Annotated in this window: 12 protein-coding genes; 4 read left to right on the top strand and 8 right to left on the bottom strand. The window is 66.4% G+C overall.

The window, feature by feature from the left end:
* Positions 1-15: 15 nt before the first annotated feature.
* Positions 16-336, bottom strand: a complete 321-nt coding sequence (locus tag ACTIFK_RS15250; RefSeq protein ID WP_439543939.1) for a 2Fe-2S iron-sulfur cluster-binding protein — start codon at positions 334-336, stop codon at positions 16-18.
* A 195-nt stretch (positions 337-531) separates the two neighbouring features.
* Positions 532-1074: an Hpt domain-containing protein gene (locus ACTIFK_RS15245; protein WP_439543938.1), complete on the bottom strand. Its 543-nt coding sequence runs from the start codon at positions 1072-1074 to the stop codon at positions 532-534.
* Positions 1075-1462: 388 nt separating this feature from the next.
* Here ACTIFK_RS15245 and ACTIFK_RS15240 point away from each other — a divergent pair, with 388 nt between their 5' ends.
* Together ACTIFK_RS15240 and dgcA are read left to right on the top strand one after the other, a co-directional pair.
* Positions 1463-4264 carry a hypothetical protein gene (locus ACTIFK_RS15240; RefSeq protein ID WP_439543937.1) on the top strand — a complete coding sequence of 934 codons (2802 nt, stop codon included), beginning with the start codon at positions 1463-1465 and terminating at the stop codon, positions 4262-4264.
* A 7-nt stretch (positions 4265-4271) separates the two neighbouring features.
* Positions 4272-5258 carry an N-acetyl-D-Glu racemase DgcA gene (gene dgcA, locus ACTIFK_RS15235; protein ID WP_439543936.1) on the top strand — a complete coding sequence of 329 codons (987 nt, stop codon included), beginning with the start codon at positions 4272-4274 and terminating at the stop codon, positions 5256-5258.
* Between the two features lie 52 nt (positions 5259-5310).
* On the opposite strand, the gene ACTIFK_RS15230 is transcribed toward dgcA, so the two are convergent.
* From ACTIFK_RS15230 to ACTIFK_RS15205, 6 genes are all read right to left on the bottom strand, one after another.
* A complete protein-coding gene (locus ACTIFK_RS15230) occupies positions 5311-6582 on the bottom strand; it encodes an MFS transporter (RefSeq protein ID WP_439543935.1) in 1272 nt (423 codons plus the stop codon).
* Between the two features lie 298 nt (positions 6583-6880).
* Positions 6881-7690: a bifunctional hydroxymethylpyrimidine kinase/phosphomethylpyrimidine kinase gene (gene thiD, locus ACTIFK_RS15225; protein WP_439543934.1), complete on the bottom strand. Its 810-nt coding sequence runs from the start codon at positions 7688-7690 to the stop codon at positions 6881-6883.
* Between the two features lie 3 nt (positions 7691-7693).
* Positions 7694-8506 (bottom strand): cytochrome c biogenesis CcdA family protein, encoded by an 813-nt coding sequence (locus ACTIFK_RS15220; RefSeq protein ID WP_439543933.1) that lies wholly within the window; start codon positions 8504-8506, stop codon positions 7694-7696.
* Positions 8507-8799: 293 nt separating this feature from the next.
* Positions 8800-9999, bottom strand: a complete 1200-nt coding sequence (locus ACTIFK_RS15215) for a phosphoglycerate kinase (protein WP_439543932.1) — start codon at positions 9997-9999, stop codon at positions 8800-8802.
* Positions 10000-10171: 172 nt separating this feature from the next.
* Entirely contained in the window at positions 10172-12190 is a 2019-nt protein-coding gene (gene tkt / locus ACTIFK_RS15210) for a transketolase (RefSeq protein ID WP_439543931.1), read from the bottom strand.
* A gap of 159 nt (positions 12191-12349) precedes the next feature.
* Positions 12350-14218: a cation:proton antiporter domain-containing protein gene (locus tag ACTIFK_RS15205; RefSeq protein ID WP_439543930.1), complete on the bottom strand. Its 1869-nt coding sequence runs from the start codon at positions 14216-14218 to the stop codon at positions 12350-12352.
* A gap of 275 nt (positions 14219-14493) precedes the next feature.
* Between ACTIFK_RS15205 and ACTIFK_RS15200 the strand changes: the two genes are divergently transcribed.
* Both ACTIFK_RS15200 and ACTIFK_RS15195 read left to right on the top strand, forming a co-directional pair.
* Positions 14494-15027 carry a sigma-70 family RNA polymerase sigma factor gene (locus tag ACTIFK_RS15200; RefSeq protein ID WP_439543929.1) on the top strand — a complete coding sequence of 178 codons (534 nt, stop codon included), beginning with the start codon at positions 14494-14496 and terminating at the stop codon, positions 15025-15027.
* The gene (locus ACTIFK_RS15195; protein WP_439543928.1) at positions 15028-15696 is read left to right on the top strand and encodes a ChrR family anti-sigma-E factor; all 669 of its coding nucleotides are present in this window, start codon (positions 15028-15030) and stop codon (positions 15694-15696) included.
* Positions 15697-15720: the final 24 nt, after the last annotated feature.

The following is a 15720-nucleotide window of genomic DNA, read 5'->3' as shown; positions in this document are numbered from 1 at the left end:
GCTCCAGCCGCAGCGTCAGAACTGCTTGGCGGGGACGCGCATGGTGAGGCCGTCCAGGTCGGGCGTCACCTTGATCTGGCAGCTCAGGCGGCTCTCCTTGCGGACGTCGAACGCGAAGTCGAGCATATCCTCTTCGATGTCGGCGGGCTTGCCGGTTTTGTCGACCCAGTCCGCATCGATATAGACGTGGCACGTCGCACAGGCGCAGGCGCCGCCGCATTCGGCCTCGATACCGGCGATGTCGTTCAGCTTGGCCGCTTCCATGACGGTGAGGCCGGGCTCGACCTCCACCGTCTGGCTGGCGCCATCCGGCTGAATGAACGTTAGTTTGACCATCGGCGGCTTACTCCAGCGTGCGTGATCCGTCCCGTCCCGGGAGCGGTGGCGGCAGGATTAATGGCGTCATGGTTTGAATTCAAGGGTGCTCGCGCCGCGTCGCCTCGGATTGCGACCCGTGAAAATGGCTCCGTGCTCCGCATGTTAGGGGAATTCGGATGCGGGCCGGGCTTTGGCGAGGTTGGGGAGCGGTGCTCAGGCGTGGATGGGCTCTTGGGGAGCAAACGCCTCTTCGGCATAGGTCTCGATCGCTTCGCAGGCGTCTTCAAGGGCCGCAAGGATGCGCACCCTCTCCTCCTCGTCCATGACGCCGGAGGTCCGTTCGGCGTCGATGGCGATGCGGGCGACATGGCGGGCGCCCACGGCTTTGGCCGAACCCTTGATCGTATGTGCGGCAATCTGCCATTCCCGGTCGGTGGCCGCGAAACGGAGCTGTTCGATGCTGAGCGGCAATTGAGCCAGAAAGAGCCCGAGGATTTCCCGCTCCAGGGTCAGGCTGCCAAGCGTGTAGCGGCTGAGGTGCAAGCGGTCGATCGGCGGCAGCGCATCGGCGAGGACGGCCTGCGCCTCCGGCGAAATGCCACTTTGGGAATATTGGAAAGCCGGATTTCGCTCGGAGCCCATGGCCTCGGTCCTGGAATTGGTGGTCGAGTTGTGTTTACCCCTCAAGGCTCGTGCCTTAGGGCGCAAATCTGTACTAAACTCTGAACTCAATAGACTAAATGTTTGTAAATCCATTATCTCTACTTAGTGCTGGTAATGCAAGAACCAATTAACCATGCTGCCCGGGGAGCGCCGGAACGGGAACTTCATTTGGCCCTAAAAACGGCCTATCGGGCGTCATGTGGCGCGGATCGGCCGGCCTAAAAAAGAGCGTTGACGGGACGGCCGGCGGGCGAAATCCCGTTTGAGCAGAACCCTCCGGTTGCGATAACATGGTGCGGGGCACCGGCGTGCGGCCGGTTCGGACGGGTGGATGGGTCAGGAACAGAAATCAGGCGCGGCGGCGTCGCAAAAAGCGCCGCCCGAGTTGACGGCCCCGTTGTCCGGTGGCTCCGAGAGCCCGGCTGCGCCGACAGGACCACCTCCCCCGCCTGCATCCGCCGTGCCTCGCGATGCGGGCGCCATGGCCCCCTCCTCCACCCCCGAGGGCGTGCGCTCCCTATCCGACTCGCTGTCGCTCGTCGCGTCAGAGCCGTCTGCTCCCAACCTCGGATCGCCGCTGGCGACCGTCAATCACCGGCTGCCGCCGCCGCTCCCGAACATGGCCGCGCAGGCCTTGGCCTTGCCGGTCAACCCGCGCACTGCCGATGCCCAGCCTGTGGAGCCGGGCATGCGCCGGCTGGCGCGGCGACGCCCGGCGGGTCCACCGCGCGGCAAGATCGCCGCCAACGACGATGCGCCGTCGATCGGCGGCCTGATCTACGCGCTGGAGCAGAAGCCCTCATCGGCGCCGTTCAAGTATGCCGGCATCGCGACCGCCGTCTGGTCCGTGATCTGTCTCGGCTTCTCCTACTTGATCGTGCGAGCCGAACTCGACAACGGCGCTTCGCTGATGTCGCTGATCGAAAAGCCAAGCACGTTCCTGGTGGCGACGGCGATCATCGTCCCGATTGCGGTGCTGTGGGCGCTGGCGCTGCTGGCGTGGCGCTCGGACGAACTAAAGCTGCGATCCTCGACCATGACCGAGGTCGCGATCCGCCTCGCCGAGCCGGACCGCATGGCGGAACAGTCGGTCGCCTCGCTCGGCCAAGCCGTGCGGCGGCAGGTTGCGTTCATGAACGACGCCATTTCGCGCGCGCTCGGCCGGGCCGGCGAACTGGAAGCGCTCGTGCACAACGAGGTGACGGCGCTTGAACGCTCCTACGAGGAGAACGAACGCAAGATCCGCGGGCTCATTCAGGAGCTGTCCGGCGAGCGCCATGCGCTGGTCGACACCAGCGAGCGCGTTACCGACACGCTGAAGACGCTGGGTACGGACATCCCAGCGCTGATCGACCGGCTTTCGTCGCAGCAGATGACGCTGGCGCAGATCATTAAGGGCGCGGGCGACAACCTGACGGCGCTCGAATCCGCCGTCGGCCAGAGCACGACGCGGCTCGAAACGGCGCTCGGCGGCAAGACCGAAGAGTTGCAGAACATGCTGGAAGGCTACACGTCCGGCCTCGCGATGGCGCTGGGCGCGCGCACCGAGCAGTTACAGACGGCCATCTCGGGCTACGTCGAAACGCTCGATACGTCGCTCTCCAACCGCACCGAGAAGCTGCAGCTCGTGTTCGAGGAATACGCGCGCGCGCTCGATACCTCGCTCACCAATCGGGCGCAGGCGCTCGACATCCAGCTCGTGGAGCGGACCAAGGCGCTCGACATGGCGTTCGGGCAGCGGCTCAAATCGTTCGACGAGTCCATCGTGCGCTCGACGATGACGATCGATTCCGCGGTGGCCGAGAAGGCGCGCGCGCTGACGAGCGCGCTCGACAACCACGCGCGCACGTTCAGCGAGACGATCTCGCGTCAGGCCGTCAATCTCGACGAGAGCCTGATGCACGGCATCAACTCCGTACGCCGGACGAGCGAGAACATCACGCGCCAGTCGATGAAGGCCATCGAAGGCCTCGCCGGGCAATCGGAGATGTTGAAGCGCGTGTCGGAAAACCTGCTCGGGCAGGTCAACGCCGTCACCAACCGCTTCGAGGGCCAGGGCCAGGCCATCATGCGGGCCGCCAACTCGCTCGAGAACGCCAATTTCAAGATCGAGACGACGCTCCAGGGCCGACATGCCGAGCTGTCTTCGACGATGGACAAGCTCTCCGGCAAGGCCGACGAATTCGGCCGTTTCGTCGAAGGCTTCTCGACCTCGATGGAAGGCTCTCTGACCAGCGCCGAACAGCGCGCCCGCGCGACCACCGAGCAGTTGAGAGCGAGCACCGAGGCCGCCAAGCATTCGGCGCTGGCCGATCTCGAACGGTTCCGGCTCGAGGCCGGCGTCGAAGGTGACCGCGCCCTCGACGAAATGAAGAACCGCTTTTCGTCGATCTCGAGCGTGGTCAGCGAGCAGTTGTCGTCGCTCACGACGCGCATCGACCAGACTTCGGACGAGGTTCGCCAGCGTGCGCGCCGGGCCGCCGCCGACATCGCGGCCGAGCAGGTCCGGCTCAAGGAGCAGATGGACCGGCTGCCGGCCGCGTCGCGGGAAAGCGCGGACCAGATGCGCCGCGCCCTGCAAGACCAGCTCCGGGCCATCGAGCATCTGTCCAACCTCACGACGCGCTCGCTCTCCGCGCGCGACGTATCGTTGCCGCAGCCCATTCCTTCCGGAGCAGGTCCGTCCTCGCTGACCGGCTCTTACGTGTCCGAAGCGCGTACGCAGGACAGCTACAGGCCGGCGCCGGCTGCCGCGCAATCTGCATGGGGCAACGGCGGCCGCTCGCCGGTGCCGCCCTATCAAGCCGCTCTGCCCCGCCCGTCGGCGCCCTCGCCCGGTCCCCAGGAAACGCGGGACGCCTGGTCGCTCGGCGATCTTCTCAAGCGCGCCTCATTGGACGACGAAGGCCAGCATGGCGGCGTACAGGCTCCTGCCGCTCCGCAACCGATGCCGTTCCACAATCAGATCGAGGTCATCGCCCGCGCGCTCGATCCGGCGACGACGGCGGCGCTCTGGCAGCGGATCGCGACGGGCCAGCGCGGCGTGATGGTGCGCAGCATCTACTCCCTCGAAGGCCAGGCGATCTTCGACGATCTCAGCGTGCGCTATCGCACCGACGGTGACCTGCAGCAGACCATCAATCACTACCTGATGGATTTCGAGAACATCCGCCGCGACGCCGAGCAGCGCGATCCGTCGGGCCGCGCGGTCAACGCGCATCTGCTGTCCGACATGGGGCGCGTCTACCTGTTCCTCGCTCATATGAGCGGGCGCATCAGCTAAGCTCGCGATGACCCATCTCACGCTGTCCGTGTCCGTCGAGCGCTTTGCGCTCAAGGTGCCGTTCGTCATCTCGCGGGGCGCCAAAACCGACGCCGTCGTCGTCGCCGTGTCCGTCACGGACGGACAGGTGAGCGGCCGCGGTGAATGCACGCCTTACGCCCGCTACGGCGAGACGCCCGAGAGCGTGGCGGCCGAGATCGAGGCGGTGTCGGCGCGTCCGGATATTCTCGGGTCCCGAGTTGCATTGGCAGCCGCGTTGAAGCCGGGGGCGGCGCGGAACGCACTCGACTGCGCGCTGTGGGATTACGAAGCCAAGAGCAGCGGCGTCAGCGTGGCGGAGCGGCTCGGGTTCGATCCTATGCTGGGCGTCGAAACGTGTTTCACCCTCAGTCTCGGATCGCCGGGGGCCATGGCCATCGCGGCGCGTGAGGCCGCGGGGCATCGGCTCCTGAAGCTCAAGCTCGGTGGCGCTGGCGATATCGAGCGCATGGCGGCTGTGCGCCAAGCACGGCCCGATGCGCGCCTCGTCGCCGATGCCAACGAGGCCTGGACGGACGACATGGTGGGGCCGTTTCTCGCGGCGGCGGCCGAAAGCGGTTTCGAACTGGTCGAGCAGCCGTTGCCGGTCGACGCCGACGACATTCTCGAAGGGCTGATGTGCTCGGTGCCGGTTTGCGCCGACGAGAGCGCGCACACGGCCGCCGACGTGCGCAGCCTGATCGGGCGCTACGAAGCGGTGAACATCAAGCTCGACAAGGCCGGCGGGCTCACCGAAGCGCTGGCGATGGCGGCCGCTGCGAAGGCTGCGGGCTTCCGCGTTATGATCGGTTCGATGGTGGCGACGTCGCTGGCTGTGGCGCCTGCGTTTGCGCTGGCGGCGGGCGCGGACTGGGTGGATCTCGATGGTCCGCTGCTGCTGGCGACCGACCGCGATCCTCCTGTGCAATTTGCGGACGGACTCATGCTACCGCCGCCGTCGCGCCTCTGGGGCTGACGCCCTTCCTCTCGCCTCCCTCCCCTCGCCGGTTTGCAGACAAGAGTCTCGCCTACGCCTGCGCGGCCGCAGGGCTCGTCTCACCCCACAGCAAGCCACCGGCCCAGCGGGCTCGGACGTACAATGCACCCGCGAGACCGAAGCCGGCCAGCGCCACCATGGCCCAGTAGGCGTGGGCGCCGATGCGGGCGTAGAGCCAGCCCGATGTGAGCGTGGCGACTCCCATCAGCACGCCCGACGCGACAGTTGCATAGAGCGCCTGGGCCGTTCCCTGAGCGCTCTCGGGGACGGCGCGCGAGATGAAATGCATCGCGCCGAGGTGGGACGCGCCGTAGGTCAGCGTGTGCAAGGTCTGCAGCGCGACGAGAACCGGGAGCGGCGGCGACAGGCTCATGAGGGCCCAGCGGAGCATCGCGGCTGCGGTTGCGGCGACGATCAGGGTGACGGGGCCCCATCGGAGCACGACCTGGCTCGAGTAGGCGAACAGCGCGACCTCGCCTGCGATGGCGATGGCCCACAGCACACCCACAGCCGACGTGGAGATGCCCTGCGCCTTCCAGCTCAGCGCACCGAACGTGTAGAACATGCCGTGCGCGCCTTGAGCGGCACCGGCCGCCAACAGGAAAGCCAGGAACACCGGCGATCGAACGAGCTTCGCCGCTTCTTGCATCCGCCCGGAACCGGACGGGCGCGATCCGGTGGAGGCAGGTGCCGCCTGCTGTGCGCCCAAGACCGGATCTGGAAGGAGCCAAGCCGAGGCCGCGGTGGCGGCTGTGCCGGCGACGATGCAGCCGATGACGGCATTCGGGCCGACGTGGTCGATCAACCAGCCGCCGGCAAATCCGACACCGACGAACGTGAGCGAACCCCAGAGGCGCATACGCCCGTAATCCAGCCCGTGAGCGCGGACGCCGGCGATGGCGATGGTCTCGGTGAGCGGCACCACGGTCGACAGCGAGATCGCGAAGGCGAGCGAGACGAGCAGGATGAAAAGGAAGCTTTCCATCTGGCTCAGAACAATAGCGAGCATCAGCGTCAGACCCGTGAGCCCGATCACGAGCGAGCGATGGCGCGCGGTGCTGTCAGCGAGGATCGCGACCGCCGGCGTGACGAACAGGCGGAGGAAGAATGGCGCGGCCGTAATGAGGGCGATCTGTTCAGGCGTCAGCCCCCGCCAGTCGAGCCAGACGGGAAAATACGGAAGGTGGATGCCGTAGATGAGGAACAGCGCGCCGTAGAAGACGGCGAGGCGCAGGCTGTAGGACGCGCGCGGAGAAACGGCGGTTGCGTCCCGCTCCGGTCCCTCATGCCCCTCGCTGCACATCTTGGTTCGACCCTCTGCCCCGGCCGATCTCCCGGCGAGCGGGCTTTAGCAGAGGCCCGCCCAAGACGTGAGGGGCAATAAGAAAAAAACCGGCCCGGATGAATCCGGACCGGTTTTTTGCCGAGCATCGCGGCGTCCCTGATCGCCGTCCTGCTCCCCCCAAAGAGTGCAGTGTGTGCGCTGCGCGATCCGCCCCCCGACGTCCGGCTGCTGCACGAGCGGGAGAGTTGCAGAAGCCCGATCGGCTTTCAAGAGCACCGGGTAGCATTGATCACCCCGCGATGCAGGCGGGCAACAGTTAATGGCGGCGCGTCGTATGCAGATGATCGACGGGACCGTCGCCTTTTCCGATCTTTAACGTGCGTCCGGCGTCGATTGCGGCCCACACGAACGCCTTCGCGGCGCTCACGGCCGTCGGCACGCTGTCGCCCACGGCGAGCCGGGCGACGATGGCGGCGGCGAGCGTGCAGCCGGTGCCATGCGTGTTGCGCGTGTCGATGCGCGGGGCGGAGAAGCGCAACGAACCCGATTGAAATGCAAGGATATCAGTGGCGTCGTCGCCCTGGCAGTGGCCGCCCTTGATCAAAACGGTTTTCGGTCCGAGCGCGAGAAGCCGGCGGGCCTGCTCCTCGATTTCGTCGAGCGACGTCGCGACCGGAGCATCGAGCAGGCGCGCAGCCTCACGCAGGTTGGGCGTCACCACGTCGGCGAGCGGAAAGAGCTGCGTGCGTACGGCGTCGATGGCATCGGGTTCGAGCAGCACGTCGCCGCTGGTTGCCACCATGACGGGATCGACGACGAGCGGCACGCCGTTGAAGCGCGCGAGACCGCGCACGACGGTTTCCACGGTCGCGCGGTCGGCCAGCATGCCGGTCTTGATGGCGTGGACGGCGAGGTCGTCCGCGATGGATGTCATCTGCGCCGAAATGATGCTGGCGGGCAGAGTGAATACGTCCTGCACGCCCTGCGTATTCTGCGCCGTGATCGCGGTGATGACGGAGGCGCCGTAGACGCCGAGAGCCGTGAACGTTTTGAGGTCCGCTTGAATGCCAGCGCCGCCCGAGCTGTCGGAGCCGGCGATCGTCAGGGCTATGGGTGTATGCGCCACAATTCAGGGTCCAGGGGTGAAGTTGCGCAGGTCCTGTTGCAGGGTGGCGGGCGTCATCATCTCCTCGATGCGGGCGAGACCGGGGAAGGTCTCGATCAGCCATTGGCCGATCGCCTGGATCGAGAACCAGTCGAACACATTCAGGAAGGCGATGCCCGTAAGGACCAGGAGCGCGCCCATGATTTTTTCCATGAGGCCGAGGTGGCGGCGGAAGCGCTGCATGAAGGACAGGAACGGGCGGATGGCGATGGCGGCCAATACGAATGGAATGCCGAGGCCGAGAGAGTAGACCGCGAGCAGACGTACGCCCGCGCCGAGGCTCGCTTCGTTGGCGGCGAGTGCGAGCACGGTCGAGAGGATGGGGCCGATGCACGGCGTCCAGCCGAACGCGAAGGCGAGGCCCATGATGTAGGCGCCGGCGAGGCTCGCGCCTTGCTGGTCCGTTTGATAGCGCTTTTCGACGAGCAGGAACGGGATGCGCAGCACGCCCAGGAAGTGCAGGCCGAACAGAATGATCACGATGCCGGCCGCAATCGAGAGCTCGGCGCGCCAAGTCTGGATGAACTGGCCGATCAGAGAGGCGCTGGCTCCGAGCGCGATGAAGACGGTCGAGAAGCCGAGCACGAAGCAGATCGACGCGAAAACGACGCGCCGCCAGACGTTGCGTTCGAGGCCCTTTTCGTCGGAGAGCTGCTCGAAGGTCGTGCCGCCGAGGTAGCCGAGGTAGGGCGGCACGAGGGGCAGAACGCAGGGCGAGAGAAAGCTCACCAGACCAGCCAGCGCGACGCCGAGATAAAGATGAGCTTCTGCGAACATCAGGTGTGGCCTTCCAAGATCCGCGGCCCCCCCCCCCCCCACCCCACGTAGTTATATGTCGGCCCAAAACCCCCCGGGGGGGGGTGGTGGGGGCCCCCCGCGTTGGGCTCGCCCCCGGGGGGGGGGGCCTTCAACGACCCGCCCCCCACCACCGGGACGAGATATTAGGACGGTTACCCACCTCTCCCCAGGGGGAGAGGTGAAGAGGGCACTCCAGTCTTGCCTCTCCCCTCGGGGAGAGGCCGGCGCGGAACGCGTCGGGTGAGGGGGTGAGGCTAAGTGAATCATCGCCATCATCGCGTCAGGGCCGCGACGCCGGGAAGCTCGCGCCCTTCGAGCCATTCGAGAAACGCACCGCCGGCGCTCGACACATAGGTGAAATCGTCCGTGACGCCGGCCGAGTTGAGGGCGGCGACGGTATCGCCACCGCCCGCCACCGACGCGAGCGTGCCGGCCTTGGTGCGCTCGGCGGCAGCGCGCGCGAGCGCGAACGTGCCTTCACCGAAGGGGGAAATCTCGAAGGCGCCGAGCGGGCCGTTCCAGAGCAGCGTCTCGCAACGCGAGAGCACATCGACGTAATGCGCGACCGTCTTGGCGCCGACGTCGAGGATCATTTCGTCCTTTGGACACTCGATGGTCGGCACGGTGCGCGACGGTGCGCCGGCTTCGAAGCGCGATGCAATGACGATATCCTGCGGCAGCACGATCTCGCAGTGCCGGGCCTTGGCGGCGTGCATGATCTCGCGCGCGGTTTCAACGAGATCCGGCTCGGCCAGAGATTTGCCGATCTCAACGCCGCCTGCGAGCAGGAACGTGTTGGCCATGCCGCCGCCGATGATCAACCTGTCGACCTTGGCCGAAAGATTGGTGAGCACCGGGATCTTGGTCGAGACCTTGGCGCCGCCGACGACAGCGGCGACCGGGCGCTTCGGCTGTTCGAGCGCGGTGCGGAGCGCGTTGATCTCTTCCATCATCAGCGGCCCGGCGTAGGACGGCAGCAGATGCGTGATGCCTTCGGTCGAGGCGTGCGCGCGATGCGCGGCCGAGAAAGCATCGTTGACGAAGATGTCGCCGAGCGCCGCGAGCGCCTTGGCGAACTCGGGATCGTTCTTTTCTTCGCCCTTGTGGAAGCGCGTGTTCTCGAGCACGAGGATGGCGCCGTTCGGGAGCGCCGCGACGGCTTTTGCCGCGGCCTCGCCGGCGCAGTCCGGGGCGAGCGTTACGGGCGCGCCGACGAGCTTGCCGAGCGCTTCCGCGACGGGGGCGAGCGAGTTCTCGCGATCGGGTCCATCCTTCGGGCGGCCGAAGTGCGACAGCACGATCACACGCGCGCCACGGGCCGCGAGCGCCTTCAGGCCTGGGACGACGCGTTCGAGGCGCGTCGCGTCTGTGACGACGCCGTTCTTGGCCGGCACGTTGAGATCGGCGCGCACGAGCACGCGCTTGCCGGCAAGGTCGAGGCCGTCCGTCGTCTTGAGCTTATCGAGATTCATGGGTTCCGAGCGAGTTTGTGCGCGTGACTTCTATTTTGATGTGTCTGGACCCCGACCTTCGTCGGGGTGACGGAGAATTTGGGGCAATCCGCTAGCATACCCTCAACGTCATCCCGGCGTCATGGCGAAGCCTTGCTCCGCAAGGGTGGCCGGGATCCAGATGCGTATCAAGTTAGCCATTCTTCGTGATAGCGCGGGCGGCGTCGGCGATCTTCGCGGCGGTCAGGCCGAAATGCTCGAACACCTTCGGGCCCGGCGCGGACACGCCGAAATCCGAGAGCCCGATGAAGCGATCGCCGGGACGGAGCCATTCGTGCCAGCCTTGGGCGACGGCCGCTTCGACGGCGATGCGCGGGGCCGTGCCGAGCACTTCGTTGCGGTAGGCTTCGGGCTGGGCGCGGAACAGTTCAAACGACGGCATCGAGACGACGGCGGCGTTGATGCCCTCTTTCGCGAGCGCCGCGGCTGCTTCCGCGACGAGGCCCACTTCGGAGCCCGTGGCGATGAGCGTGACGTCGCGCTTGGCGCTGCCGCCGCTCGCGATGTAGCCGCCCTTGGCGGACGCGTTCTCTTCGATGACGCCGGTGCGAACGATGGTCGGCACCGCCTGGCGCGAGAGCGCCATGACGGTCGGGCGTGTCGGATGGGACAGCGCGATTTCCCAGGCCTCCGCCGTTTCGAGCGCATCGGCAGGACGCAGCACGAGCAGGTTCGGAATGGCGCGGAGTGCGGCCAGATGCTCGATAGGCTGATGCGTCGGGCCATCCTCGCCGAGACCGATGCTGTCGTGCGTCATGACGTAGATGACGCGTTGGTGCATCAGCGCCGAGAGGCGGATCGACGGGCGGCAGTAATCCGTGAAGACGAGGAACGTCGCGCCGTACGGGATGAACCCGCCGTGCAGCGCGATGCCGTTCATGGCGGCGGCCATGCCGTGCTCGCGCACGCCATAGTGGATGTAGTCGCCCGCGAAGTTGCCGGGCTCGACGGCCGTGTGGTGTTTGGTGCGGGTGCCGTTCGAGGGCGTGAGATCGGCCGAGCCGCCGAGCAGTTCCGGAATAGCCGGGACAAGATGCTCAAGCGTAAGCTGCGACCAGACGCGCGTCGCCTTTTTCGACGCGTCGGCTGCGAACTGCGCCTTGGCAGCGGTGATGGCGGCGGCGAGGTCTTTCGCGCGCGACGCGGCGGCCGGGCTTTCGAACGCGGCCTTTGCTGCGGCTGGCGCCTTGGCGAGCCGTGCCTTCCAAGCTGCGTTCTCGGCCGCGCCCTTTGTGCCCAGCGCGCGCCAGGCGTTGAGGACAGGCTCCGGAATCTCGAACGGCGCGGCGCTCCAGCTAAGCTTCTCGCGCGCGCCCTTGATCTCTTCGACGCCGAGCGGTTCGCCATGGGTCGACGACTTGCCCGCCTTGGTGGGGGCACCGTAGCCGATCACCGTCTTGCAGGCGATGAGCCAGGGCTTCGAGCTGTCGGAGCGGGCCTTGGCGAGAGCGGCGGAAATCGCCTTCGGATCGTGGCCGTCAACGCGGATCGTGTTCCAGCCGGAGGCTTCGAAGCGCTTGACCTGATCGTCCGAGACGGACAGCGACGTCGGGCCGTCGATGGAGATCGAGTTGTCGTCCCACATGACGATGAGCTTGCCCAGCTTGAGGTGGCCGGCGAGCGAGATCGCTTCGTGGCTGATGCCTTCCATCAGGCAGCCGTCGCCAGCGAGGCAGTAGGTGTAGTGGCCGACGAGGCCGTCGCCGAGGCGTGCGTTGAGCAGCCGTTCCGCCAGCGCCATGCCGACCGCGTTGCCGAGGCCCTGGCCGAGGGGACCGGTGGTGGTCTCGATGCCCGGCGCATAGCCGTACTCGGGATGACCGGCTGTCTTGGAGCCGAGCTGGCGGAAGTTCGAAAGCTGGCCGATCTCCATCTCCGGGTAGCCGGTCAGATAGAGCAGCGAATAAAGCAGCATCGAGCCATGGCCGGCCGACAGCACGAACCGGTCGCGGTCGGGCCAAGTGGGGTCGCTTGGATCGAAACGCAGTGCCTCGGTGAAAAGGACGGTCGCAACGTCCGCCATGCCCATCGGCATGCCGGGATGTCCGGAATTGGCCTTCTGCACCGCGTCCATGGCGAGGGCGCGGATTGCGTTGGCCATATCTCTGGTTGTGGCGCCGTTTGTCATTGTTGTGTCTTGCGCCTCGCCCATGTTTCGCTTGTCCCCTGGCAGAAATAAAGGCTTTCGCCCATTTGCTGGGGGCACATTTAGCCGGGCGAGCCGGTGGCGTCTACCGCGCTGTCCCCCGCGGCCCTGCCCTCTCCCGTCTTCGCCCCTCCCGTCTTTGCCCTCCCATCGCGACCAGAGCCGTCAGGCCACTTCGTTGCTGGTCGGACCTTTCTCCGGCTCCTTCTGGGCCGGGGGCGGTGCTTTCACGGGTTTTGCGGGCCTCGCCGGAGCGTCATTGCCCAGGTTGTCGGCCGCATCCTCCTCGAACAGGCGCTCCAGCGTCGCAACGTCGCTGCGGGCCTTGGCCTGCAGTTTTTCCATGTCGCTGTAGTGGGCGTAGTCCTCGATCAGGCGCCGCTCGTCGTGCGCGCGGAACGTCTTGGTCACGCGCTCGCTTTCGCGCTCCGTGTATCCGAGGCCGACGAGCACCTGACGCGTGGTTTCCAGTGCGGACAGGAACGTCTCGCGTTGGACCGTGGTGATGCCGAGGTCCAGAAGCCGCAGGGCATGATTGCGGTTTCGCGCCCGGGCGTAGATCGGCATATCCGGATAGCGGCGCTTGACGAACTCGGCGGCGCGCATCGAGGCGTCGATGTCGTCGATGGCGAGAACGAACGCGCGGGCGTTTGCAATTTGCGCGGCCTCGAGGATCTCGGCACGGCTTGCGTCGCCATAGAACGCCTGGGCGCCGAAGTTTTTCACCAGCTCGACCTGCTCGGCCGAGATGTCGAGCGCGATAAAGGGGATCTTCTTGCCGCGCAGCACGCGGGCCACGATCTGACCGAAGCGGCCGAAACCGGCGATGACGACATGCTCGTCGCGGTTCGGGAGCTGGTCGAAGGCGAGTAATGGGTCACCTGCCGCGCGCGCGGCAAGGCGGCGCTCGATCGCGAGGAGGACAGGCGTCGCCGCCATCGAGATCGTGACGACGGCGATGAGGAGGTCGCTGGTTGGATCGTCGATGACGCCCGCGCTCAGACCGGCCGTAAACAAGACGAAGCCGAATTCGCCGCCCTGGCTGAGAGAGAGACCGAGGCGGCGCGCTGGGCGCTCGGCCAGGCCTGCACGGCGGCCCAGTGCGTAAAGTATGACGGCCTTGACCGCGACCAGAGCCATGGCGAGGCCGAAGACGAGGAACGGCCTTTCGAGCACGAGCGCGACGTTGAGCGACATGCCGATGGCCGTGAAGAACAGGCCCAGCAACAGTCCCTGGAAGGGCTGGATGTCGGCTTCGAGCTGGTGGCGATAAGAGCTTTCCGCAAGCAGCGCGCCAGCGATGAACGCACCCAGCGAGGCGGACAAGCCGGCCTTCTGCATCAGCAGCGAAACGGTGACCACGGTGAGCAGCGCCGCGGCCGTCATCGCCTCCTTGACGTTCGTGCGCGCGACGAGGCGCATGAAGGTATCGAGCCCGAAATAGCCGAACAGCACGACGACGACGATGGTGCCAAGACCCCATATCGCAGCGGCCAGGTCCATCGGTTCGGTCACGGCGCCGGTCGCGGAGGCGAACAGCGGCACCAGGGCGATCAGCGGAATTGCGGCGAGGTCCTGGAACAACAGAACCGCGAAGGCGAGCCGCCCGTGCCGTGCGGCGAGATCCCCCTGCTCTTCCAACACCTGAAGAGCGAACGCAGTCGAGGAGAGCGCGAGCGCCAGGCCGATGAAGAGGGCTGCCTGCCATTGCTCGACAAACAGCGCCGCAGCAAGAGCGAGCGGAAGGGCCGTCAGCGCCACCTGCGCGCCACCCAGCCGGAAGATGCCCTGGCGCATGGCCCACAGCCGCCGGGGGCGGAGCTCGAGGCCGATCAGAAACAGCAAGAGAACGATGCCGAATTCCGAGAACTCGAGGATTTCGTGCGCTTCGTAGCTCGAGAAGACGTGGCGAATGCCGTGCGGTCCGAGCGCGATGCCGGCCAGCAGGTAGCCGAGCACCGTGCCAATGCCGAAGCGACGCGCCAACGGCGGCGCGATGGCCATCGCGGCCAGCAGCAGGGCGACTTCGGTCAACGTTACATTCGGCATCGGGCACCGGGTTTGGGGTTGGATGTCACTTTCCCAGGTCGGGGGGCCGCGCGTCCACCAAGATTGTCGTGCTGGCCGCGATGTGACGCAGATCCGGGCGCCCGGCCCGGCCGTATGGGCGACATGCGCGGCTGCGAGCGCCACGTGAACGGCGAGCATCCGGGAGCACGTTACTGGCGCGGCGGCGAGGTTGCGCTATGCTTCAGGGTCTCCAGGAGGGCCGCGTTCTGCGGGTCCTCGCCGTACATGCTCCGAGGACAATGGCTGATCTTCTGCAACGGGTGGCTGCAAACGGCGACGTCGACGCATTCCGGGCGCTGTTCAAGGTCTACGCCCCCCGCATCAAATCCTACATGCTGCGCCAAGGGGCCGACTCCGCGACTGCGGAGGAGCTGTCGCAGGAAACTTTGCTGACCGTGTGGCGAAAGGCGGCGCTCTATTCGGACGAGAAAGGCAGCGCGACAACGTGGATATTTACGATCGCGCGTAATCTAAGGATCGACAGGCTGCGTAGAGAGGTGGCTTGGCAGCCGCTGCCGGAGAACAACGCCGAGCAGCCGTCGCCCGAGCCCGGGCCCGATGAGGAGTTGTCGGAGCGCGAGCGTGGGGAACGTGTGCGGTCCGTTATGGCGGAGTTGCCGCCCGAACAGACAGAAGTGGTCACGTTGGCGTTTATTCAGGGCTTATCGCACAGCGAGATCGCCGCCCGTCTCGGTTTGCCGCTTGGCACCGTCAAATCGCGGATGCGCCTTGCCTATCACAAAATTCGCGATGCGCTTGAGGACTTGAGATAGATGACGATCCGCCACCATCCGGATTTTGCTTCGCTGATGGGCTGCGCTGCCGGCAGCCAGCCGGAGGCGTTTGCGGCCGTGATCGCCTCGCATCTCTCCGTCTGTGCGGAGTGCCGTGCGGAAGTCGGGCGTATGGAGCAGATCGGTGTTGCGCTGTTCGATGCCTTGCCGCCCGCCGACGTGGTTTCAAGCGCGCCCGTCGTTGCCATGCGCGCGGGCGAAGCGGAAACTGGCGTGATCGAGGAGCCGCGTGCGGCTCGGACCGGTGGCGACGGACCTCGTGGCGACATACCGGGCCCCCTCGTCGCGGTCCTGGGCGCGCGGTTGGACGATCTGGCGTGGAGTTGGAAGGCCCCCGGCATCTGGACCCATTCCGTGCCGCTTTCGGTCCATGCGGACGGCGAATTGATGCTGATCAAGGTCGCGCCCGGCAAGAAAATGCCCGAACACGGCCACGCCGGCCAGGAGCTCACGATCATCCTGCGCGGCAGCTACACGGACAAGCTCGGCACATTCGGCGTGGGCGACGTCGCCGATCTCGACTCCGACGTCGAGCACACTCCGATCGCCTGCCCGAAGGAAGGTTGCATCTGCCTGTCTGCCAAGGACGGCAAGCTGCGCTTCACGGGCAGCGTTGCGCGTCTGCTTCAGCCATTGATCGGCATCTAAGCATTATGCTCGCCTCGCGCAGCG

The sequence above is a fragment of the Hyphomicrobium sp. genome (assembly GCF_051860585.1).
Taxonomy (GTDB): domain Bacteria; phylum Pseudomonadota; class Alphaproteobacteria; order Rhizobiales; family Hyphomicrobiaceae; genus Hyphomicrobium_C.
Note: the sequence above shows the minus strand (reverse complement) of the source record. Positions and strands in the feature narration are given on the sequence as shown.